Source organism: Bifidobacterium commune, assembly GCF_900094885.1.
GTDB lineage: Bacteria > Actinomycetota > Actinomycetes > Actinomycetales > Bifidobacteriaceae > Bifidobacterium > Bifidobacterium commune.
On the sequence record NZ_FMBL01000002.1, the window covers coordinates 57,183 to 80,686 of the forward strand.

Below are 23,504 nucleotides of genomic sequence, written 5' to 3' on the forward strand. Positions count from 1 at the left end.
ATCAGGCCTCCTTGGGCTCAGTCTTCGCGGCAACAAAGGCGTTGAAGCCTTCCTTGCTGAAGACGACGTACTGAGCGGTAACCACATCGTAGGTGTTCAGCTGATCTGCAAAGATCAGGTGCACCGTCGGAATGTTGCGAGCGGAAAGCCACACGTTGACCTCATCACGCGAAAGCACGACGGTGGTGAACTGGTTGTTGCTTACTGGGGTCAGCGCAGCCAGCGCAGCCTTGGTGGAAGGGGTGTCCTTTATACCAAAGTCGACAACTGCAACATGACCGGCATTCGCACGGTTGGAGAGCACGTAGCGCAGAGCGCCCGCGATCATCTTCTTGGGGGTACGCTGGGAGTAGTCGCGCGGCACTGGGCCGTGAACAACACCGCCGTGAACCCACTGAGGAGCGCGGATGGAACCCTGTCGAGCACGACCGGTGCCCTTCTGCTTCCACGGCTTCTTGCCGCCGCCGGAAACAGCTCCACGGTTCTTTACAGCGTGCGTTCCTTGACGAGCAGCAGCAAGCTGAGCCACGACCACCTGATGAATCTGCGGAACGTGGGCCTCGACCTCTTCATTGGAAATACCGAAGATATCGGCCGGCGCCTCAACGGAGCCAGCGGACTTGCCTTTGGCATCGGTGACATTGAATGTTACGTTAGCCATGATTTATCAGGCTCCCTTCACAGCCGAACGAAGCAGAACGATGCCGCCCTTGGGTCCCGGAAGGGCACCCTTGATGGCGATGATGCCGTTCTCCTTATCGGAGGACACGACCTCGAGGTTCTGCACGGTGGAAGTGACATGACCCATACGTCCGGCCATGCGCTTGCCCTTGAGAATACGGCTCGGCGTAGCGCAAGCACCGACTGAGCCGGGGCGACGTTCGTTTTTGTGCGAACCGTGAGTACGACGATAGGACTTGAAGCCCCAACGCTTGATGGTTCCGGCGAAGCCCTTACCCTTGGTCGTACCCGTGACATCCACCACGGCGCCGTCATCGAACAAGTCGGCGGTCAGTTCCTGACCGGGCTCGAATTCGTCGACGTTTTCCGTGCGAACTTCTACCAAGTGACGACGCGGGGTGACACCCGCCTTTGCAAAATGACCAGCCATAGGCTTGGTCACCTTAGTGGGATCAATCTGACCATAACCGAGCTGAACGGCCTTGTAGCCATCGCTTTCTTCGGTCTTGACGCCCGTAACCACATTCGTGGAGACGTCAACGAGGGTCACAGGAACGAAGAAACCCTGTTCGTCCCAAACCTGCGACATGCCGAGCTTACGGCCCAGCAGCGCAGAACGATTTGTTTTCTGCAACGACATGATTCCCCCCTCCTTACAGCTTGATCTCGATATTGACATCCGCAGGCAAATCGATATGCATCAGCGAATCCACGGCCTTAGGGGTCGGGTCGACGATATCAATAAGGCGCTTATGCGTGCGCATCTCGAAGTGCTCGCGAGAATCCTTGTATTTGTGAGGAGAACGAATTACCACGTAAACGTTCTTCTCCGTAGGCAGAGGAACCGGGCCCACTACAGTGGCGCCCGCGTTCGTGACCGTCTCGACGATTTTCTTCGCCGATTGGTCGATGACCTCATGGTCATAGGACTTAAGCCTGATGCGGATTTTCTGTCCCGCCATTGCCGTCCGCCCTTTCTAGCGATTGTTGACATTACCAACCTATTTTGGGGACACCGGCGGGTATGACCCCCGGGAAATCCCGTGGCCTTACCACATCAGTGTGCAGCACTTCGACGCCTTCGAGAGGACGGCACCGGTCTGCACTCGCTCTTTTTCTTACAATTTGCGAGCCCTAAACAGGCAACTGTTCTATTAAACCATCTGGGGGCTACCAGAAAATTCGGGCGTGTCGCTGATATTTGAGGAATTGCAAGGATATTCCACTGATTTATTTTCATGCGACAATCTCGTTTAACAAGCCGATGAAAACATGACGATAATTTCGGGTTTTTGTGCTTTGTCGGATTGTTCATTTTGAATGCCCATAATACAAAATCATGTCTGCCGCATTAAAGCGGCAGACATGATTTGATTTTCTATCGGGTTTTGCCTTTCCTCGAAAGCAAAACCCTACGCTTCGCGCTCAAGACGACGGGCATGACCTTCTGCCTGAGAGATACCGTAGTAAGCAGCAACTGCGATGTCCTTCATGTCTTCGATCTGCGGAACTCGCGGATTGGCGGGCGTGCACTGATCTTCATATGCGCGCATGCCAATCTGGTCGAGGACACTCCAGAAATGCTTCTCGTCAACACCGCACTGTTGGAAACTTGAATCCATGCCAAGCTTGTTGTCACGGTAGTCTTCGACGGCACTGGCTAGGTTTTCGACACCCTCTTCAGGGGTCTTGCCCGGATCGATGCCAATCACACGAGCAAATTCTTGGTAACGCTCCGGAGCAACATACTTGTTGTACTTGGGCCAGCTAGTGGGCTCCTGCGGTATAGACCCGTTGTAACGGATCACGTAAGGCAGGAGAACGGAATTGGCACGTCCATGAGGAACACCGCACAGCGCACCGATGGTGTGGGCCATGCCGTGGCACATGCCAAGGAACGCGGAACCGAAGGCCATGCCTGCCATTGTGGCTGCATTGTGCATCTTTTCCTGCGCTTGCTTCTTGATCTCTTCCTGCTCGGCGCAAACCGAGGTTTCGAGATTCTCCCAAATCAGCTTGGCGGCGTGCAAAGCCATGCCGTCCGTGAAATCGTTGGCATAGACGGATACGAAGGACTCCATGCAGTGCGTCAATGCATCGAAACCGGCATTGCTTGCCAGCGTGCGGGGCTGAGTGCGCGCCAGAACCGGGTCAACGATCGCCACCGAAGGGGTCAGAGCGTAATCGGTGATCGGGTACTTGTAACCGGTCCTGTGATCGGAAATCACGGCAAACGGGGTGACTTCGGACCCCGTACCCGAGGAAGTCGGGATGCAGACGAGCTTGGCCTTCTCACCCAGTGCCGGAATACGGAATGCACGCTTGCGAATGTCGAAGAACTTCTCGCGAACGTCGTCGAAGGAGATTTCGGGGTGTTCGTATAGCAGCCACATAATCTTAGAAGCATCCATCGGGGAACCGCCACCGACGGCGATGATAGTGTCGGGATGGAATTCGTCACGCATCATGGCAGCACCACGCTCAACGGTTTCGACGGACGGCTCCGGCTCAACGTAGTCGATTGTCCGGAAGGTGACCGACTCTTCACGGGCACGCAACTGATCCATGACCTTGTCAACCACGCCAAGCTGCTCCATGATCTTGTCACAAACGATGACAACGCGGTGGACGTCGCTCATATCACGCAGATAACGAATGGCGTTGGGCTCGAAATAAACCTTCGACGGAATCTTGAACCATTGCATGTTGTTGTTCCTTCGTGCGATGCGCTTGATGTTCAGAAGGTTGACAGCCTGGACATTGCCGGAGACCGAATTCCCGCCGTAGGAGCCGCAGCCCAAGGTGAGTGAAGGTGCGATGGAGTTGTAAATATCACCGACACCGCCAAGCGCCGAAGGCTGGTTCCAGATAATGCGGCAGGCATGCATGCGCAGACCGTAACGGTTGACGAGCTCCTGGTCGTCGGTATGGATGACGGCCGTGTGTCCCGCACCGAATTTGAGCATCCCCTCGCACATCTCGAAGCCCTGTCCCTCGTTGTCAAAACGAAGCATGGCATGAACCGGGCAGAGCTTCTCAAGAGTCAGAGGCTCCTGCGCCCCCACTTCCTTGCACTCGGCCACGAGAATGGTGACGTCATCGGGAACGGTGAAGCCTGCCTCACGTGCGATGTACTGCGGAGACTTGCCAGGCACCACGGGATTGAGCTTCGGGGTCCCTCCGGAATAGGCGGTGCATCCGAACATATACTGTTCAAGCTTGGCCTTCTCATCGGCGTTGACGAAGTACGCCTTGCGGTTTTTCAGTTCTTGCGCAAGCTTGCCGTAAATGTCGCTATGAGCAATGATGCCCTGTTCGGTTGCGCAAATCATGCCGTAATCGAAATGCTTGGAAAGCACAAGATCGTTGGCCACACGCTCGATGTCTACATTCGAGTCGATGTACGCAGGAGCATTGCCCGCACCCACGCCCAATGCCGGCTTACCTGAAGAATAGGCGGCCTTGACCATGCCGGGGCCTCCTGTAGCAAGAATCGTGGCAATATCCGGATGCGTCATCAATGCACCAGTTGCTTCCATGGAAGGGTTCTCGATCCACTGGATGCAGTCCTTGGGTGCGCCTGCCGCCACAGCGGCGTCACGAACCGTGCGAGCGGCTTCCGCGGAGCATTTTTGCGCGAACGGGTGGAAGCCGAAAACGATCGGGCACCTAGTCTTTAAGGCAATCAGCGACTTAAAGATAGTGGTGGACGTTGGATTGGTGACGGGAGTAACACCGGCTACGACACCGACCGGCTCAGCAACCTCGTCGATACCCATCACGTCGTCTTCGCGAATGATGCCTACAGTCTTCTGACCGGCAAGATAATGTGTGACATGCTCGCAAGCGAAAATGTTCTTCGTGGCCTTGTCTTCCACGAGCCCACGACCCGTCTCCTTAACGGCCATATCCGCCAGCATCAAGTGCTTGTTGAGCGCAGCCACCGATGCTTTGGCAACGATGTTGTCAACCTGCTTCTGGTCAAGCTGCTCAAACTCGTGCAAAGCCTCAACGCCACGGGTGACCAGCCGATCGACCTCGCCTTTGATGTCGGTTTTTTCATCAGTCATTGTTTTCTTGGCAGGTGAACTTCCTGTGTTCTTTGTTGCCGTCATGACTTCCCTTTCTTTTTGCAGTCATGTTGGTACCTATCACACAACATTCCATCAGTGTGAGTCAAATCACAATATAGCGAAATGCAGATACATCTTATGCTGTGTGGCAGATTGGTTCCATGCTTACTCCTTTGTGGGCTTTAAACAACCATATCATTCAACCCACCAACCGCCGCGACAGAATCCGCATCGCTGCAAATCAGTACAACACCATCAAAGTCGGCTGAACAAAACCGGCAGGCGGCGATGCCCAAAACCGGTCCTTATACAGAAAATCTCCCGAATCCGAAAGAAACGGGAGATTTTCGACCAAAACGTAGAATTAACGCTTCGAGAACTGAGGCGCACGACGTGCCTTGTGCAAACCAGCCTTCTTGCGTTCCACAACGCGAGCATCTCGTGTGAGGAAGCCAGCCTTCTTCAACGCGGCGCGGTTAGCGTCACGATCAATGGCGTTAAGCGCACGTGCCACGCCAAGACGGATGGCGCCGGCCTGACCAGTGGTGCCGCCACCTTCGACGAGAACGATGACGTCAAACTTGTTTTCAAGCTTGAGCAGCACGATCGGGGAGTTGACCTCACGCTGATGCAGACGAGAGGGGAAGAATTCCTCCAGAGTGCGGCCGTTGATGGTCCACTTGCCGGATCCGGGAACCAGACGCACGCGGGCGACCGCTTCCTTACGACGACCGGTGCCGTAGCCCGGTGCAATCTGCGAGGCGCCGGTGCCTGCGCCGGCGTTGGTCTCGGTGGTGTAGGAAGTCATTTCCTCTTCGGTCTCTTGAACCGCGGAGTTGTCAGTGTTTTCAGCCATGATTCATTGTCTCCTTTGGTTCACTTGCCCTGTGAAATCTTGTCGATTTCGACGGACTGAGGCTTCTGAGGTGTGTGCGGATGCTCCGGACCAGCAAAGACATGAAGACGATCGAGCTCTACCTTGGAAAGGCGGTTCTTCGGCATCATGCCCTTAACAGCATTCTTGATGATACGCTCAGGGTTCGTCTGAAGAAGCTTGGCATAGCTGTCGGCACGCAGACCACCGGGACGCCCAGAGTGTGCATAAAGGACCTTGTCCATCTTCTTGCCGGTCAACGCGATCTTCTCGGCGTTGATGATGATGACGTGATCACCGAGATCGGCGTTGGGTGCGAACGTGGGCTTGTTCTTGCCACGCAGCAAAAGAGCCGCCCTGGTCGCAAGCTTGCCCAACACCACGTCAGTGGCGTCGATGATGTACCAGTCGTGAGTCAGATCAGCTGGCTTAGGTGTGAAAGTTTTCACGAGTGTACCTTTTTCTTTATATTGTGTTCCCGGTCAAATCGGCAAAACCTTGCGATGATACCTCTCCGACCGCTTTTTCCGTGGGCTCCCTGAAAGTCCTAGTGCGAGTGGGAAAGCGCTTTGAAGGACCCCTTAGGGAAACACAACAACTCACCATTGTACCGCAGTCCGCGACTAACTGCAACACGACAAATCGCCGCACATCGCGCCGAACAGTACGAAGATGACACCGGCACCCCAAAGTTGACGGACACGAAACAGCAGACGAACGACGAATCAGCCGAGCCGGCTTTCTACGGCATGTCGAACATCAAGCGACGCGTCCTCCGCAAGTCTTTCCAAAGTCGCTTGTGAACAGTTCGGATTCAACGCCACGGCACGACGCACCATCGCCGAAAGAATCACCGGGGCATCGGGCTCGGATTCAACGCCGAGATGCGAAAGAAAATCAAGTGTATCGGCCGTGGTTTCAGGATCCTGCGCACCTTCGAGGCGTATCTTCCAGGACGCCTGCGAGTTGCGCAACGCGGCTTCCCTCACCTTGCCCACGCGATCTTTGGCGAGCCTGCCGACCAGCCAATTCTTATCGTCAGGATTGCGAGCCACCATCTGACGCACATCGTCATTGTCGTCTTTCGACAGTTTGATCAGTACGTTGGGGAAAGGCATCGTTTCAGCCAGAAACAGCCGATCTTCCAGCGGGGTGTGCTGATTGCCGGCAACGGCTTCAAGCAATGCCGTAGCTCGGGAAAATGCTGCCTGCTCCGACCTCGGAGGCAGAGGTTCGCGGGCGAAGCGACTCAACTCATCGGAATCTTCGGAATGTCGAAGCTCCTCATACGTATCGGTCAACGGTTCGAAATCCTCCGACCGTTGATCTGTTTCATTCTGATTCATTTCGCTCATGGTTCCAGCTTAGCCCACACCGCCGAGCCGCCGCATCCGCCCAAAAGCAAATCAAGAGGACGATGCAGCGTCAGAGCCTCGACAGTCTTGCCCGAGCATTGAACGCCTCGCGAATACGCGTTTCGAATGCCTCTGCAACAGCCGACGGAACAGCAAAACACACGGTCACGGAGTCGGTAAATTCCTTCGATTCCTCCTTGCCGTCGACTTCGGCCAGCAACTGATCAAAACGCCCCAGCCACTGATATTCCAGAACCGCGCAATACCGCCGCATCGGCACGATCGGTTCCATGGTCGCCGCCTTGAGCGCCATCGATGCACCTGTGGAGTAGGCACGAATCAGGCCGCCAGAACCCAGCAAAATACCGCCGAAGTAACGGGTGACGGCAATAACGCAGTCAGTGAGCTTGCTCATGCGGATGACGTCGAGAATGGGTTTGCCCGCCGTGCCGCTCGGTTCCCCATCGTCGCTCATCCGCTCCTTGGCCCCACCTTCGGCGGCGCCCAAAATGACCGCGAACGCAACATGTCGCGACTTTGGGTGTTGCTCGCGTATGGTTTGCACGAAGGCCAGCGCCTCGTCCATGGTGCTGACATGACAGGCATCGCCGATGAACTCGGACTTCTTCTCGATAAACGAATCGTGCGCAGGAGCCTGGGCGGTCTCGCTAATCGTGCAAAATCCATCGATGATCCCGTTGTGCTGGCTTCCCACCGACGCTCCCTTCAGTGCGCGATCCATAATCCAATGCACTCCACTGTACTGTTGGCCACGGGCACGAGCGCACATGCCTGATGGACAGGCCGGTGGTGGGGCGTCGCGGCCGTTGTCCGTTGCGGCATGTCGCACCCAGCCCCATCACATGTCGATACGGTTTTGCATCACACTTTCCACTGCATGACGATGAGGGCGCGATATTGAAACGTGAGATATGAAAGCGATGCAGAGCAGCTAAAACCACTCACTCAAACGTGCACTTATTGAAAAAGCGATTTGCGATTGATTGAAAAACACTATAGTTAGTTTAGAATAAGACAAAATAACAATTGGGAAATCCTTCGGTGATCAAGGGAGCATCGCATCGGTATGGCAGCGGCAAATCTGCCGATCCTGACAACCGGCAAGGGGCGGGCAGTGTGATTCCCACCCTTGCAGCTATCTGTCGCGAGTTCGGCTTCCAGACAGCCGCCCCACTGCATTATGAAACGGACGAATAGTCAACCACCGCTTCACCCACACACTTCAGCCACAGAAATACGGCCATAAGACCAACACAATCAAAGGAAGTGATTCATGAACAACGACAGTTTCACGCCATAAAACCCCGAACCCGAGACTCAATGTACGGACGGCAAACATCAAGAGCCGGAAATGTGGCAACAGAACGAAACGCAGCAAACGCCAGAGATCCAGAAAGACGGCGAAGCCCAGGAACAGCCAACAACTCAGCAAGCACCCGCGGCTCAGCAACAGCCTGCAGCGGCAAACGCATCAGACCTGACGATGCAACCGCAACCGTATTCCGTAAACGGCATGCAACCGATGTACTACCAGAGCGTCAACACCACTCCCCAAGCCAATTTTGTCGGAGCTGCGGGCGCCACCAGGGCGCGTAAACCGGTCAAAATACATGACCCAATAACCAGAACCGACAAAATCTCTCTGGTCTGCGCGCCCGCGCTCGCGCTGCTATGGTCCTTCTGCGTTTCACCGATATGGATTTCGACAGAGTTCGCGTTTATTGGCGGCATGGCGTTCAGCGGCTGCTTGTTGGCCTTCCTCGTCTGCGCGTGGTTCCTCAGGTCGAAAACAGGGCATGATTTGTCAAAGCCACCAATGTCACGCTGGTTGTCCGCGCTGCTAGGCTTGACAGTAGCGCTTATGTGCGTGCCAGGACTCACTCAGTCCATGTGGATACACCCCCTAACACTTGCGCACTCGCCGTTATGCTGTCCCTTACGCATCTGTCGCTGAGCGACTACAACGGCGAACTGTTTTCACTACCGGCCATCGGGCGCGTTATCAGCACATTCCTGACCGAGCAATTCCGTAATTGGCTGTTTGTCGGTAAGGTCTTCTCAGCAAGCACGAAAACCGCAAGTATTCCATGGCCAATATCGCCACTGGAGCAGTATGCGCGTGCGGTACTGGCCTTCGCGATTCCGACGCTGTCAGCCGCCGATGAGCGCTTCTCACAGCTCGCGGAGAAACTGCTGGGCTTCCTGTTGCATTTGAACGAACCCCGCCCCATCATCAACATCGATTCATCCTGGTCGCACCGATCGTCTTCTCGCTGCTCTACGGCCTGTGCCATCCGGCGAAAAAGACAGAGGTAAGAATCAAGCCGATTGATGTTTTAGCACCCGTCACCACACTGAACACGATGCTTGGCATGCTCGATGCGGTATACCTGATCTTCGTGGCCGTTGAGTCCTCGTATCTGTTCGGCGGAAAAGAAGCGATCGAAGGTTCCGGCGGTTACGCGACTGACGCCCGTGAAGGCTTCTTTCAGCTCGTCGCCGTTACTGCCGTTAATCTGATCATCGTGATGGCGTGCATCCACTTGCGCAAGGGCCACAAGCGCGCTACGTCGCTGCTGACACTTGAACTCACACTCGTCGCTTCGACCACGGTCATGCTTGTTTCCGCGGCATGGCGCATGAGCATGTACATCGGCGAATACGGGCTGTCGCGCCTGCGCATCCTCACGATTTGGGGCATGGCGGTGATTGCGTTCCTTCTGGTTGCGACCGCGGTCAAATTGCTGCGGCCACGTACACAACTCTTCCGAATGGCGATGCTGGGCACTCTCGGGCTGTGGATCGTATTCGGGCTTATCCAGCCGGACGCGATTATCGCGAACGTTAACGTAAACGGATACCTCAACGGCAGCATCAGCAAGGTGGACACGAGCTATATCCGAATCTATCCAACGCTTCCGATCACCTCACGCGTTTGAAGGAGAATGCATCAGATCCGGACGTACGCGACTGCGCCGACCAGAAAATCAAAGATCTCAAGAAAAGAACCACGAATCCTAACGATTGGCCACTGTGGGGAATCTGACGCCAAACGCGCAGCTCCTCAGCCGCACTAGTTATGGCGTTTAGGTCAACGGCTGTTTTGCTTGGTTAGACAACACACCAGCAGCCAGCTGACCAGTAGATTAACCAGCCGGACGCCTGCATGGACTAACACCGGAACACCCATACGCATGCGTCCGGCATTACTTATTTTACACAGCGGGCTGCACGCCCCGTCATGCATAGCGCACGGAAGCATACGGCAGAGCCTCTTGTCGGCAACTCACATGATTGTTGTCGACAAGAGGCTTTGCCGTATGTAAGAAAACCAACGAATGTAGCACATCCCCAGATACGGGGGACTCCCCTGAGACACAAAAAGGCTTCCAAGGAAAACCTTGAAAGCCCTATTCGCGGAGCCGGAGAGATTCGAACTCTCGAACCGCTTGCGCAGTTAACACCTTAGCAGGGTGCCCCTATCGGCCGCTCAGGCACAGCTCCGAGCTGCGAACGCATGCGCGAGCGCAACGAATCTCCACTATATCAGAACTTTGAGACGTACGCCACTCCGATGAACGGTGCGTGTCCCCACAAGTCTCGAAATCTGGGCCACAATAAACGGAACGCGCACTAGCCGCACAAACCAGGAATGGCATCGGCGAAAGTAAAAACAATCACCGTACTTTCATTTCGCAACCAGCGTCCGATATCGACTCGCCTTACAATAGGATTATGAGCACAGCACCGAGGAATGCCGCCGCCAAACGCGACTGGGGGCACGACGAAAGCGGTTGCACCGTGCTGCATATTGACATGGATGCCTTCTATGCCTCACTGGAGACGGCACGGCATCCGGAATTGGTGGGCAAACCCGTCATCATCGGTTGGACGGGGCCTCGTAGCGTAGTCTCCGCAGCGAACTATGAGGCTCGTAAATATGGAGTGAACTCGGCCATGTCCATGGTCCGAGCGCAGCAGCTGTGCCCGGACGGAGCATACGTGAACGTTGACATGCCCTACTACCGGCACATGTCGCAACGCATATTCGACGAGGTTTTTCGGCAGATCACCGATCAGCTCGAACAGGTTTCGGTGGATGAAGGTTACATGGACGTTTCCGGCGCTTTGCTACGCTGGAAGTCACCCGTTGCCATCGGTGCATGGATCAGGCAACAAGTCGCTCAACGCTTCAACATCACCTGTTCGGTAGGCATTGCGGCGAACAAATTGGTTGCGAAAATGGCTTCCACCAACGCGAAACCCAATGGCATGCTCCTGATTCCCAAGGCGATGCACGCCGAGTTCGTCCGAATGATGCCGTTACGCGGGATTCCCGGCATCGGACCTTCGCTTGAGCAACGACTAGGCGCGTGGGGAATCACATCCGTCGCCGATCTTGCGGACATGGACGAGGCTTCGTTGGCACAGGCGACACGTTCGAAAATCACCGCTCACAATCTGTATCTGGCAGCACGGGGTCATGATGAACGACGTATCGTCACCGACGCACCAGAAAAATCGATCGGCTCGGAAATCACCTTCGAACACGATACACGCAACGCCCCTGAAGTGCGTGAGCTACTCCACCATTGCTGCAATGAAGTGACCCGCACTTTGCGCAAGAAAGGCTTGATGGCACGCACAGTGACAGTGAAACTGCGGTTTGCCGATCTCAGCCATTCCACCAAGTCACACACACTCGAACGACCGATTGACGCAACGGCAACAATGTACCCGGAATCCGTCACCCTGCTCAATACCATGCTTGGCTTGCCCAAGGACGCAAGCGAAGACACTCCCCTGCCTCATGAAATACGCTTGGCCGGTGTCAGCGCAAGCTCGTTGAGTCCTAAAGAGGAAACGTCGGTGCAGCTAACAATTGACGACTTGTTAGGCAATGGCGATGAGCATGGCCCCGGTGGCGAGCGCAATCAAAAAGCCATCGAAGATAAGGAACGCAACGGCTGCGAGGGTGACCGCAGCGAACGAATTCGCAACGCAGAAACGGTGCTTGATGCGGTACGCCAACGATATGGAACGGGAGCGGCCAGCCTTGGTCTGGAACACGGAGATTGGAAAGACAGGCAGATTGCCGGCAACAGCAAACTGAAACAATAACAGGTTTGCAACACCGAAGTTCGAAGCGTAAACCACAGCGGATTCAAGATTACGACTGAGCCAACAAACGTTTGCGTGTCCATGACGGTTTGACCAGCATCTTTTTTTGCTGAGCATAGACCATCAGAGCCACACCGGCGATACCCATAAGAACGACAGGAACGATGCTGGCTTCCAAGCCGAAACTGCCGCCGGTCATGATATCGGATCCGGACCATTTCGCCACCAGCCACGACTTCTGCTCGCCGTTGCCGGAAACTATCGAACCGAAAATCGGTCCCTCAGCAATGTTCCACATGATATGTTCGCCTATGCACACCCACAGCGAGCGAGTGATGCAATATAGCGCGGCAGCCAATATACCGTCTTCGATGGCGATCGCCAGGCCGCCCCACACGGTTCCGTTCTGATTAGTAATATGCAACAAACCAAACACCAGTGCCGAAATTGCAACCGACCCCCAGGAACCAAGCCATTCCTCAAACAGACGAAACAGCATGTCGCGCATCATGATTTCCTCTGCTATACCAGCGCAGAGTCCCATGGCAAGAATGTCGATCCACGGATCATAGTCGGCGTTGAACCCCACAATCCGGTAATTGCCCGCGATGGCGAGAATGCCGATGCACACACTAATCGCGGCAAGACCTATAAGCCCGCCAGCCACCAGCCCGCGCCATCTGGAAAACCGAAGCTCAAGAGGGTGGGAACGCCGTTCCATGGCATACACGACCACGAGATATCCCCCGATTACTGCCACCACTTCGAGAATCATCTCACAGAGCACAAAGGGAGAATGAATGTCGTCGCTGGACAGGATTCGAATATCACCGGTCAGTATCATAGACACGACGGCAATAATCGCTACACCAACCAGCTCCACGCCGCACAAGACACCGATAAAGGTCAGCCCTCGGAGCAAAGGATTGAGCCGGAGTGACTTTGAGAACCCCTTTGCTGCATCAGGCGTGTAAGTCGGGTGGTCTTCGGTAAGCAAATCACTGCTTCGCATCATCGGTTTTATAAGCATAATTTTGTAGAATAACTGGACCACGAGTCATCACTTTCCGAACGTCGTATTAGAAAATCACGTAGTCAGTCGTCCCTTACAGCGCGTTTTTCACATGTGCAGTATTTCAAATCCCGAAACCTCACTGACCGCGCGACAAACTCAAAGTTGCTTTGGAGCGACAGAAACACTATTGCGGCCAGTGAACTCGGCGATCAAGCACTCAGCCGAGCAACCACTTCACGAATCGCTTCGTCGGTCGCCGTCGAGGAGAACCGCAAGCTGGAAGGATCACCGTAGAATTCGCCCGGACTGGCAATAATGCCCAAGCGTGCCAAATCAGCCATATCATTCCAGCAATCACCGCTTTTGGCACGTACCCACACATAGAGCGCTCCTTGGGGCATGCGGGCATCGTAACCATACACACGCAGGCCATCGACCAGCATGTGCAGGCGCCTACCGTAACGAGCACGCTGAACGGCAACGGCATCACCATCACGCAATGCCGCAACCATCGCAGCCTGAACCGGACCCGGAACAATCTGCCCGATTTGCTTGCGATAAACGGTCATCGGGCGCACAATGTCGCAATCGCCGGCGATAAGTGCAGTACGATAGCCGGCCATGTTGGACTGTTTGCTCATCGAATACAGCACAAGAATGCCTTTGGCGCCGCCATCACACACATCCGGCTGCAGCATGCAGGGGGCCGCAGGTGCATGGGAGACATCCGCATCCTGCGGCCAGGTAAGCAAACCGTAACATTCGTCAGAAAGCACAACGGCACCAATCTCACGGGCCGCAGCGACTATGCCTCGCATTTGTTCGGATGAAAGTACATCACCAGTAGGGTTGCTCGGGGAATTAACCCAGATCGCCCTCACACCAGCAATGGAACGCCATGAATCAACATCGGCAACGTCCTTCACCTTCAGTACCTCGGCACCAGCCAACTGCGTCCCGATTTCGTAGGTCGGATAGGAAATCTCGGGCTGCACGACGATATCACCGGGACCGAGATGCAGCAACGAGACCATAAGTGCCACTGCTTCCTTCGACCCCACAGTTGGCACAAAATCAGCACCGATGGCGTTGAAATCAACTCCGTAATGAAGCTGGAACCATTCGGGCACGGCCGCACGCAACTCTTCGGTACCGGCAACTGAAGGATAGCCGTGGGCATTCGCACTGTCCGAGGAACCCGCGAGCGCCTGCCGTATATCGTCCGGCACCGGATCAACCGGCGAACCGACTGACAAGTCAATCATACCTCCGGGCACCGCCTGAGCAGAGGCCCTGTATGACGCTACACGGCTCCAATCGTACGGTGAATCAAACCTGTAAAAACCCATCTGACGCCGCCCTTCACGTCGTTACCATCAAAGACTACCTACTCGCGATCATACTGATGAGTTCGCCGAACGATATTGATCTGCACCTTTAGCAATCAGACTTGCGGCGGGAGTGCGGCGATGCGCCCCTCGTCCTTGCCGGAGGGACCAGCGACCTGAGCTCCACCCAAATCGCCGAGATCGTTGAAATAGGTGACAGCGGCATCCTTGTACCAAGCCCACTCGTCCGGCACATCATCCTCATAGAAAATCGCCTCGGTGGGACATACGGGTTCACAGGCTCCGCAATCGACGCACTCGTTGGGATTGATGTAAAGGGTGCGGTTGCCCTCATAGATGCAGTCCACCGGACACTCGTCAACACAAGCCTTGTCTTTGACGTCGATGCAAGGTTGGGCAATCACATAAGCCATTGAACAATCTCCTTTACTGCCCGTATTCTGCATTCAGGGTACGCGGGAGCAACGACGATATGGTCCCATCGCTTGGACATCCGCCTTCACTCGGCAAACGCCCTTATTCTTTGGAATCTCCCTGTTCTCTTCTGACTTGAGCAAGATTGGCATCAAGCTCACCAGCACCAAGCAGCGAGTGTTTGTAGGAGTATCCAAAGTAGATGCAGAATCCAAGAAGCAGCCAGATAACGAAGCGAATCCAGGTAAGCATCGAAAGGTTAAGCATCAGCCACAGGTTCGCAATGGCAATGAGAATTGGCACCCACGGACTGCCCGGAATCTTGAAGGCACGCGGCAGGTCAGGACGCTTCCAGCGCATGATCGGAATCGAAATCGCCACCAACGCGAACGCAGAAAGCGTGCCGATGTTGACCATATCGGCGAGAATCGAGACATCGAAGCAACACGATATCACGGCAAAAAGAACACCCACGCCGATTTGGAGTTTCGCTGGTGTGCCATGTTTGCCGACCTTGGAAAAGCCGCGCGGCAGCAAGCCGTCACGGCTTATCGCGAAGACAACGCGTGTAAGCCCAAGCAGCAGAACCATGACCACCGTAGTCAGCCCGATCACGATGGCGAACGAGATGATTTTGGCCGCCCAAGTGGCGCCCACAAGCTCGAAACCGGTGGACAGCGACGGGTTTTTGACACGTGCGAGATCTTTGTAAGAGACCATACCGGTGGTGACAACGGCCACAAGCATGTACATGACAATGACGAGAAGCATGCCCATGCCGATACCCAACGGTACGTTGCGTTTCGGATCCTTGGCTTCTTCGCTGGCCGTAGCCACCACGTCAAACCCGAGGAATGAGAAAAGCACCAAAGCAGCGCCGGAGATGATGCCGGAAACACCATAAACCGTCGGCTGCTGTCCGGTGATCCACTGCAGGAACGGTTGGGTCATCACACCGCCGGAAGCATCGCCCATCACTGAACTTGCCGGCTGGGAAGGCGGGATGAACGGAGTGAAATTCGACGGCTTGATATAAAAGAAACCGACCACGACGACAAAGATGACGATGCCGACCTTGAGAATCGTGAACGCACCGTCGACCTGTGCCGAAATCTTGGTGCCCAAAACTAGCAGGGCGGTGAAGAACGTGATGACGATCAGCGGCGCCCAATCGAAGACAAACGAGCCGATTGGTACTTCCGTACTCGAATGGACACCCATCAAACGCAGGAAATCATTGAGATACACACTCCAATATTTGGAGATCACCGAACCTGCCATAAGCATCTCGAGAATCAGATCCCATCCGATGACCCACGCGATCACTTCACCTACCGTCGTGTAGGTAAACGTGTATGCCGATCCCGCGGCGGGAATCATCGAAGCAAACTCCGCGTAGCACATCATCGCACCTGCACAGACAATGCCGGCAATCAGGAAGCTGAGAATCGCTGCAGGGCCAGCATGAAAAGCAGCCGCTTGGGCACCGATTGAGAAAATGCCGGCCCCGACGGCGACAGCCACACCCATAACCGCCAGATCCCACGCACCCAGATTGCGCACGAGCTTACGATCACCGGTTGTCGTCTCGGCCAGCGCCTGCTCCACCGACTTGGTCCTGAACAAATTCATTGGATTATTGCGCCCTTCTGTGCTTTTCCATATACAACTGTCATAAAACCCGCTCCGCATGAAGAAGCTCGGGGTGTGCCCGTTTGACTGCGACCATGAATCTAACCGCGCATTCACTGCAGCGTCATGCCGACGACTACGGGCTCGGGAACCAGCCTGACGCCAAACGTCGCCTCAACACCTTCCTGAATGACTTGGGCCAGCTGCACGATGTCATCCGCCGTCGCCCCTCCGCGGTTGGTCAGCGCCAGCGTATGCAGGGAGGAAAGTCCGGCATGGGCGTTTTCGCGAATTTTGTAGCCTTTGGCAAAGCCGGCATGATCAATCAACCAGGCGGCCGAGGTCTTGATGCCTCTGCTGCCATCCGATCGCACTGCGTCAAACTGCGGGGCATCGGCAGGGAGCTTCGCAGCCTGATGTTCGTCAAGAATCGGATTCATGAAGAAGCTGCCGCAGCTGTGTCGATCGTAGTCGGCATCGGCCGTCATGTCAGCGTCGATCGCCTGCGCGACATTGCGATCATCCTTGCATCCAAGCATCCACGGTGATGCATAGCGCCGGGCATCTTCCAGCATTCCTTTGGCAGCACGGACCTGCAACACGGCACGACGGATCTCAGCAATGGGCATCGTGGCACCAACGTCAACACCAAAGGCCTTGGCCAACTGACCAAATGCAACCTCGCCGCAATCGCTGCGATGCAACCTAAACGTCACGGAAAGCACCACATAACGCGGTGTGGGGAAATAATGATCGGCCGGCATAGCGGGATCTTTATACATGGTGGATTTCAGCGCCGAATTGCGGTACCCGAAGCGCATATCGTCTCGCGAAAGTTCACAGATCACGCCGGCTTCCCGATCGAATGCGCACACCGAAACGACTGTCGATGCAACTTCCTGACCGTACGCACCAATGTTTTGAACAACCGAAGCGCCCACAGTGCCGGGAACGCCGGAAAGACCCTCAACTCCGGAAAAACCGGACTCCACACAGAACACAACGAAGTCATCCCAGTTCACACCGGCCTCAGCCACTATTTCAACGTCGCCATTCTCGCCGAATTTCGATGACTTCGCGCCACACACCACAATCGAACGCCTGCCATCACGGATAACAACCCCATGGAACGGCTCATCGCCGGCCAAAAGGTTCGACCCTCCTCCAATGGTCAACAACGGGAGCTTAGCCGCATCAGCGTCACGAACAGCGGAAACAAAAGCTTCTTCCGTTTCAGGCTCGATAAACCTGTCAACCGGGCCACCCACGGCGATAGTGGTCAAATCAGCCAACATCGGGGTACCGGCACCAGTATCGGTACCGGACCGAGGTACAGCCGAAGAATTAGCCGAGCCGAAAGAATCTCTCATGTAACTTACCCCTTGCCACATTTAGCGTTGCTGCGTCATTTCTGAAAGCAATAAACATGGTAGCGCGTAAACCATTCGAACCCTCGCGAGGTGCGCCCAATCTTCGCGCAATCGCTAAAACCGGTACCATCACGGTCGGGTTGCAGACCAATCGGCCGGAGGTCCACAACGTCCGCATCTGTCCGGATACAAAAAAGGCCCGACCGAAGTCAGGCCTTGCGACTGTTAAGACTCAACGGGTCTCGCGGTGCAGGGTTTCCTTGCCGCAACGAGAGCAGAACTTGTTGAGTTCAAGACGATCAGGAGTGTTGCGACGGTTCTTGGTCGTAATGTAGTTACGCTCCTTGCACACCGTGCATGCCAGCGTGATGCCCGGACGGACTGCGGCGCTTTTGCTTGCCATTGGTTCACCTTCTGCGTGTTGTTCTTTACCGACTTCTGCCGATAGTTTGTAGCGGGAAAGAGACTCGAACTCTTGACCTTACGATTATGAGTCGTACGCTCTAGCCAGCTGAGCTATCCCGCCAGAGAGCCTCGGGTGAGAATCGGACTCACGACCTCTTCCTTACCAAGGAAGTGCTCTACCACTGAGCTATCGAGGCGTGGCGGATAGTGGATTCGAACCACTGAAGCTATTAGCGGCTGATTTACAGTCAGCTCCCTTTGACCGCTTGGGAAATCCGCCATTGCTCACTCACCGGTCCAAAACTTGGCCCCTTAAGCAGGCAACTTGACTATGATGCCATAAACTACAGACTGATGCAAACTCGCGACACGCCAAGAGGGCCAAATTTCACTTGAGCCATCAGACCAAACACCATCCCACCGGGGCATAAAATAGGCGGAATACGAACAGATCAAGCAATCAGCAGTGCCGGCTTAGACGATGCCGTCATCCTTGACCTTTTTGCAGGTCTCGATCACCTTGGTGTTCGCTTCGACTTCACCGATTGAAATTCGAATACCCTCCCCTTCAAAGACTCGGACGGAAAGGCCCTCGTCCGTAAAGCGGGCCGCGGCGTCTGCGGTCTTAGCGCCAAGAGGGAGCCAGAAGAAGTTTGCATAGGGCCTTGGGAACTGCCAGCCCTGAGCATCAAGGGCAGTGACGATGCGATCACGCTCTTCAATCAGCGCTTGCACGCGCTCCTGTAGCTCGGCATCGGCCTCAAGGGAAGCCAGAGCGGCGATCTGCGCGGATTGGGTGACACCGAACGGGAGCGACAGCTTGCGCATGTCGGCAATGACCTCGGACGGGCCGATGCCGAAACCGATGCGCAGACCGGCCAGACCGTACGCTTTCGAGAAGGTATGTGCAATGACGATATTCGGATATTCGCGATAGAGCCGCATCGCGACACTGGTCTCCGGATCGGTATTGAAGTGGACGTATGCCTCGTCAAAAAGCACAATTACGTCACTGGGGACGGCTTCCATCAGGCGCCGAGCTTCGTCGTCGCGTACCGACACGGACGTTGGGTTATTCGGGTTGTTCACGATGATCAGGCGGGTCTTGTCATTGATCGCCGCAATCATGGCGTCAAAATCATGACCTCCGTCAAGCCGATTGGAAATCTGCACGCTGGCGGCACCCGAACCGGAAACAATGATCGGATACGCTTCAAAGCTACGCCACGGATACACCACCTCATCACCGGGGCCCGCCAACAGATTGACCAGCTGAGTGATCACCTCGGTGGAACCGCAGCCGAGTACGACGTTTTCCGAATCGACCCCGTAGTCCTTCGCCAGACGCTCTACAACCTTCCAGCCACCCATATCCGGATAACGGTTGATGCAATCCAATGCATGATCCTTAATGGCCTTTTGCACACTAGGCAACGGTGGGTATGGATTCTCATTGCTTGAAAGCTTGAAGGCCCGCCGATTGGCACCTTTGGGAGCCGACTTGCCTTGTTTGTACGCGGGAATGCTGTCTACGACACTGCGATGTTTGAAAGCCATAATCGAATTGTAAGCCGCGTTATCGAATATCGCACGTCGTGCCCATCTACAAACAATGAGGCGCCTCGACCGTTCGCGGCCGAGACGCCTCATACAAAACTGCTGAGACAGCGCTATCAGTTCAGAATCGCAAGCACATCACGTGCGCCTACGATGAGATAATCCTCGCCCTGATAGTGCACATCGGTGCCGCCGTACTTGGAGTAAAGCACCTTGTCTCCGACCTTGACATCCATCGGGATGCGGTTGCCGTTGTCATCGCGACGGCCGGGGCCAACAGCCAGGACTTCGCCCTGCTGCGGCTTTTCCTTGGCGTTGTCCGGAATGTAAAGACCAGACGTCGTCTGCGTTTCTGCTTCGGCTTGTTTGACAATAATCTTGTCTTCCAACGGTGTAAGTGAGATCGACACTGTGGACCTCCTCTTTCTGTATGAGAGTTTCTTTTCCTCGCGCGAGGACACCGCTTTCAGAGGCTGACGATCACTTTCGGCACCGTCCCTTTGCGCTTACCCAACTATCGTAGCGCGAAAATTAGCACTCTGCCAACCTGAGTGCTAACGCTCTGAGTGAAACCTTCACATTTTGAAAATAATGACTTCACTTTGAGAAGACACGCCGAGCCGAATCAGACGTTACGGCGTTCGAAAATCTTCTCCAAACCGGTCCCCAAGGAATCGGAGGAAACAGCAGGAGCTTCAGTATCAGCGGACAACTCAGAGGCATGGAACGTTTCGGAATCGCCGGCATAGTCGCGCGATTCAACGGTTTCGCTATCGCCGTTACCGACGGCTACCTTGGCATGACTGCGCTCGTTTGACTTTGTCGCAATCCCGAAAGCATCAGCTGCCTTGGTCTGCCCTTGCTTGGCGGAAACGGGCTGACTGTCATCCTTCGTTTTAGCCTTGGCTTTTGCCACCTGGCGAGTGGACTTGATTTCAAGACTCTTCGGTTCTTCGCTCTTGACTTCGGCACCATTACGCGGCGAACCCAAAGAGAACGAAATAAGATCCTGATTCGGCACCAAATCCACAAGGTCCAGGGCGGGTGCAGGATGAACCTGCTGCAGCTCATACGTTGCATCCGACGGCTCTGCAACTGACGTCTCAGCCCTTGCCTTCGTTTCCGAAACGGAACCAGCACGATGCGCATCCTTGCGGACCTTGGAATCACGGTTAGACTGCTCCATGGGACGATGCCGGGTGGCGGATTGCGTCTGAAACTTCTCAGCGGTCGCATTCGGTACAGAAGCCGACGTCACTGAATCCTTATCTGCACCCCCATCCGAAGATTGCACTTCGGCAGAGGTGTTCTTACGGTTCTGCCCAGACTGACGGTTCGCACGCAGCTGCATGATACGTTCTTTTTCCATCTTGGCCGCGCGCAAAGCCTGCTCGATCTCATGCTGCTCCATCGTACCCGTCGGCTCCCCATCTTCGGAAACCGCCTCGGCACGATTGTTCGCAGCCTTATCATTACGCTTACGCATTTCACCCGACCGATGCTTGGCCTCGGCCTTACGCCTTGCACACAAGTTACGCTCCCACGAGCGGGCATGGCTGGCGGCACGCACGCCGCACACCAAAACAACGACCAACACTGCCGCAGGAATCAACACGAAAAGTGCACTGAACCCCAGAACAAACGAAAGAACGAAAACAGCGACCGTAATGACCAACAACGAAACGGAAATAACAGACCGACGACGAGCGGCTTCGCGGCGCAACCGACGGATACGTGCAATCTCTGCCTGTTCTTTGTCGGATGTCGCAGATTGCGCGACCAATGCGGGCTTTACCGCGACATTTGCCTGTTCCGAGCGCACGAGCTCCCCTTCCGACAAAAGGTGTCGATTATCGCAGAACCCTGTACCGCTGTTCGCATCAACCAGATGCAAAGAAGGCGAATACTTGTCCTCTCGATGCTCGACTACCCTGTTCATGCTTTCCACCGTACGGCGTGGCAGCCAGCCAAGTACAAGAATTGCGAGAATGACCAGTAGCACAACACCGCTCAACCACGCATAATCCATACAATCAAGAATAGATAGAGTTAATGACTTTTTACACACGTGTAGTTTGGGCGTGTCACACAAGCAGACGGGCGGTAAACCCCTGCGGTGCATCCTCGGCCAGAAGACTATACACCTCATGGTCGTGCCATTGATTTTGAACGAACATGCTTTTCAAGCGTTTGCCTTCATAATGGCATCCAAGTTTTTCCGCAACCGCACGAGATCGTTCGTTTTCCGGCAACATGCAGATTTCCAAACGATGAAGCCCGGGACCGGAAGCATCGTGGATGGCCCAGTCAGCGAGCATCGCCGCAGCCAAGGGCGCCACGCCAAGACCGGCGTGACCCTGATCGACCCAGTAACCGATGTTGCCAGAACGCATCGAACCATAGCAAATCGCGCCGAGAGAAATCTGACCTATGATGGACATCTGATATTCAATGACGAACAATGCACCGGAACCGGACTGCTCATCGCGGCGCTGCCGTTGCAACCAGGTATTGAACGTCAACGCCGGACCGTGCGTCGGATCATCGGCGTTCCAAGGCGCCAACCACGCCTCATTGCGTTGGCGAACTTCGAACCACTTGGCTTCGTCCTCAGCAACCAAAGGCCGCAGTCGTATCTGCATTGCTCCGGCCGGAGGCAGCAGCTCATGAGGCATGGTGAAGACGCTTGGCTTGGGCGGCGACATGAATGCGTCACGCAGCGATTGAAAGACTGACACACGTCTATCGTACTCGCACATTTCATCGATGCCGCAACTCCGCAAATAACCGACAAGACACTGATTGCCGCCGGTCGCTCGTCCATCACCCCCCATTTCGCAAGACCTGAGCCGTTCATTGAGCAAAGCGGCCACCGCCGGTTATCATTAGGCTCATGAGCAACGATGTGACCTCAACAACATCAGCACGTAAGCAGCTGATGCGGCGCGATGCCATAGCCAGACGACACACGGTCGGAGACGCGGAACGCGCAGAGGCCGGGGAAACACTCGCAGAACCAGCAACAACGTTGCTTCCTGACCAAACAACAAACTCCAACGTGGACCCAGCGAGGGCATTTGCAGTCGACCTCAACCAGGCGACAGACGGCAGGCAACGAAGACAACATATTCGCCGCGAGATTCCGGAAGACACTGCGGCAGCTTATATTTCAATGGGCAGCGAAGTCCCAACCATTCCCTTATTAGAGTACCTGCACAAGCATGAACGTCGCGTACTGGTACCAAGGCTTGGCAGTGGGTGCGATATCGGATGGAGTGAATACGACGGCCGAGAGGACCTGCGTTCAATGCCTCGAACTGCCACAGGTGGTATTCGCCCTCAGGAACCGTCCGGCAGGACGCTCGCTGCGCAAGCTATTGAAGATGCCTCGATTGTGTATGTTCCCGCCTTTGCGATCGACCTTGACGGCAACAGACTCGGACGCGGCGGCGGATGGTATGACCGCGCTCTGCGGCTGTGCCGACCGGATGCCGTAAAAATCGGGGTCTGCTGGGACTGGGAATTGATTGACGCCCATGAGGCAGTACCTCATGAAACGCATGATATTCCGGTGGATGCCGTGGCCACTCCCGAACGTTTTCTTTGGCTACGGCGCCAATAGACCAGCCACCGGTTC

22 protein-coding genes and 4 tRNA genes are annotated in these 23,504 nt (G+C 55.2%); 4 read left to right on the forward strand and 22 right to left on the reverse strand.

Annotated features, from left to right (window positions below; all coding sequences use genetic code 11):
• Nucleotide 1: 1 nt before the first annotated feature.
• The 8 genes from rplD to GA0061077_RS04170 all read right to left on the reverse strand — a co-directional run bounded on the left by rplD (nt 2) and on the right by GA0061077_RS04170 (nt 7,725).
• On the reverse strand, nt 2-661 hold the full coding sequence (gene rplD, locus GA0061077_RS04135; protein ID WP_091847717.1) for a 50S ribosomal protein L4: 660 nt from the start codon (nt 659-661) through the stop codon (nt 2-4).
• A 6-nt stretch (nt 662-667) separates the two neighbouring features.
• A complete protein-coding gene (gene rplC, locus GA0061077_RS04140) occupies nt 668-1,321 on the reverse strand; it encodes a 50S ribosomal protein L3 (protein WP_091847718.1) in 654 nt (217 codons plus the stop codon).
• A gap of 13 nt (nt 1,322-1,334) precedes the next feature.
• Entirely contained in the window at nt 1,335-1,643 is a 309-nt protein-coding gene (gene rpsJ / locus GA0061077_RS04145) for a 30S ribosomal protein S10 (protein WP_006295278.1), read from the reverse strand.
• 450 nt (nt 1,644-2,093) lie between these two features.
• Complete coding sequence (gene adhE / locus GA0061077_RS04150) at nt 2,094-4,751, reverse strand: bifunctional acetaldehyde-CoA/alcohol dehydrogenase (protein ID WP_234696523.1); 2,658 nt, start codon at nt 4,749-4,751, stop codon at nt 2,094-2,096.
• Between the two features lie 367 nt (nt 4,752-5,118).
• Complete coding sequence (rpsI, locus tag GA0061077_RS04155; RefSeq protein WP_091847720.1) at nt 5,119-5,610, reverse strand: 30S ribosomal protein S9; 492 nt, start codon at nt 5,608-5,610, stop codon at nt 5,119-5,121.
• Between the two features lie 20 nt (nt 5,611-5,630).
• On the reverse strand, nt 5,631-6,077 hold the full coding sequence (rplM, locus tag GA0061077_RS04160) for a 50S ribosomal protein L13 (protein ID WP_091847721.1): 447 nt from the start codon (nt 6,075-6,077) through the stop codon (nt 5,631-5,633).
• A gap of 276 nt (nt 6,078-6,353) precedes the next feature.
• Complete coding sequence (locus GA0061077_RS04165) at nt 6,354-6,983, reverse strand: AbrB family transcriptional regulator (RefSeq protein ID WP_091847722.1); 630 nt, start codon at nt 6,981-6,983, stop codon at nt 6,354-6,356.
• 70 nt (nt 6,984-7,053) lie between these two features.
• The gene (locus GA0061077_RS04170) at nt 7,054-7,725 is read right to left on the reverse strand and encodes an IMPACT family protein (RefSeq protein ID WP_091847909.1); all 672 of its coding nucleotides are present in this window, start codon (nt 7,723-7,725) and stop codon (nt 7,054-7,056) included.
• Between the two features lie 1,205 nt (nt 7,726-8,930).
• On the opposite strand from GA0061077_RS04170, the gene GA0061077_RS04180 reads away from it, so the two are divergent.
• Together GA0061077_RS04180 and GA0061077_RS04185 are read left to right on the forward strand one after the other, a co-directional pair.
• Complete coding sequence (locus GA0061077_RS04180) at nt 8,931-9,320, forward strand: hypothetical protein (RefSeq protein WP_091847724.1); 390 nt, start codon at nt 8,931-8,933, stop codon at nt 9,318-9,320.
• Nucleotides 9,290-9,943 carry a DUF4153 domain-containing protein gene (locus GA0061077_RS04185; RefSeq protein WP_324609214.1) on the forward strand — a complete coding sequence of 218 codons (654 nt, stop codon included), beginning with the start codon at nt 9,290-9,292 and terminating at the stop codon, nt 9,941-9,943. Before GA0061077_RS04180 ends, GA0061077_RS04185 begins: the two co-directional genes overlap by 31 nt.
• Before the next feature lie 478 nt (nt 9,944-10,421).
• Here the strand turns inward: GA0061077_RS04185 and GA0061077_RS04190 are convergent.
• Nucleotides 10,422-10,508: transfer RNA gene (locus GA0061077_RS04190), tRNA-Ser, on the reverse strand.
• 231 nt (nt 10,509-10,739) lie between these two features.
• Here GA0061077_RS04190 and dinB point away from each other — a divergent pair.
• The gene (dinB, locus tag GA0061077_RS04195) at nt 10,740-12,125 is read left to right on the forward strand and encodes a DNA polymerase IV (RefSeq protein WP_091847726.1); all 1,386 of its coding nucleotides are present in this window, start codon (nt 10,740-10,742) and stop codon (nt 12,123-12,125) included.
• 49 nt (nt 12,126-12,174) lie between these two features.
• Here the strand turns inward: dinB and GA0061077_RS04200 are convergent, their stop codons facing one another.
• The 13 genes from GA0061077_RS04200 to GA0061077_RS04260 form a co-directional block, all read right to left on the reverse strand.
• Nucleotides 12,175-13,140, reverse strand: a complete 966-nt coding sequence (locus GA0061077_RS04200) for a CPBP family intramembrane glutamic endopeptidase (protein ID WP_159426910.1) — start codon at nt 13,138-13,140, stop codon at nt 12,175-12,177.
• A 209-nt stretch (nt 13,141-13,349) separates the two neighbouring features.
• Nucleotides 13,350-14,489: a succinyldiaminopimelate transaminase gene (gene dapC, locus GA0061077_RS04205; RefSeq protein ID WP_091847728.1), complete on the reverse strand. Its 1,140-nt coding sequence runs from the start codon at nt 14,487-14,489 to the stop codon at nt 13,350-13,352.
• A gap of 95 nt (nt 14,490-14,584) precedes the next feature.
• Nucleotides 14,585-14,902, reverse strand: coding sequence for a ferredoxin (fdxA, locus tag GA0061077_RS04210; RefSeq protein ID WP_091847729.1), 318 nt, complete (start codon nt 14,900-14,902; stop codon nt 14,585-14,587).
• Between the two features lie 103 nt (nt 14,903-15,005).
• Entirely contained in the window at nt 15,006-16,535 is a 1,530-nt protein-coding gene (locus GA0061077_RS04215; protein ID WP_091847730.1) for an APC family permease, read from the reverse strand.
• A gap of 113 nt (nt 16,536-16,648) precedes the next feature.
• Nucleotides 16,649-17,830 carry an FAD-binding protein gene (locus GA0061077_RS04220; protein ID WP_091847910.1) on the reverse strand — a complete coding sequence of 394 codons (1,182 nt, stop codon included), beginning with the start codon at nt 17,828-17,830 and terminating at the stop codon, nt 16,649-16,651.
• A 307-nt stretch (nt 17,831-18,137) separates the two neighbouring features.
• Nucleotides 18,138-18,308 carry a 50S ribosomal protein L33 gene (rpmG, locus tag GA0061077_RS04225; protein WP_091847731.1) on the reverse strand — a complete coding sequence of 57 codons (171 nt, stop codon included), beginning with the start codon at nt 18,306-18,308 and terminating at the stop codon, nt 18,138-18,140.
• 49 nt (nt 18,309-18,357) lie between these two features.
• Nucleotides 18,358-18,431, reverse strand: a tRNA-Met gene (locus GA0061077_RS04230).
• Between the two features lie 4 nt (nt 18,432-18,435).
• A tRNA-Thr gene (locus tag GA0061077_RS04235) sits at nt 18,436-18,507 on the reverse strand.
• 1 nt (nt 18,508) lies between these two features.
• A tRNA-Tyr gene (locus GA0061077_RS04240) sits at nt 18,509-18,590 on the reverse strand.
• 194 nt (nt 18,591-18,784) lie between these two features.
• A complete protein-coding gene (locus tag GA0061077_RS04245; RefSeq protein WP_091847732.1) occupies nt 18,785-19,867 on the reverse strand; it encodes a histidinol-phosphate transaminase in 1,083 nt (360 codons plus the stop codon).
• 116 nt (nt 19,868-19,983) lie between these two features.
• Complete coding sequence (gene groES, locus GA0061077_RS04250) at nt 19,984-20,277, reverse strand: co-chaperone GroES (RefSeq protein WP_091847733.1); 294 nt, start codon at nt 20,275-20,277, stop codon at nt 19,984-19,986.
• A 215-nt stretch (nt 20,278-20,492) separates the two neighbouring features.
• Nucleotides 20,493-21,896 carry a hypothetical protein gene (locus tag GA0061077_RS04255; protein ID WP_091847734.1) on the reverse strand — a complete coding sequence of 468 codons (1,404 nt, stop codon included), beginning with the start codon at nt 21,894-21,896 and terminating at the stop codon, nt 20,493-20,495.
• A gap of 55 nt (nt 21,897-21,951) precedes the next feature.
• A complete protein-coding gene (locus GA0061077_RS04260) occupies nt 21,952-22,605 on the reverse strand; it encodes a GNAT family N-acetyltransferase (RefSeq protein ID WP_407640888.1) in 654 nt (217 codons plus the stop codon).
• A 155-nt stretch (nt 22,606-22,760) separates the two neighbouring features.
• On the opposite strand from GA0061077_RS04260, the gene GA0061077_RS04265 reads away from it, so the two are divergent.
• Nucleotides 22,761-23,489 (forward strand): 5-formyltetrahydrofolate cyclo-ligase, encoded by a 729-nt coding sequence (locus GA0061077_RS04265; RefSeq protein ID WP_234696504.1) that lies wholly within the window; start codon nt 22,761-22,763, stop codon nt 23,487-23,489.
• Nucleotides 23,490-23,504: the final 15 nt, after the last annotated feature.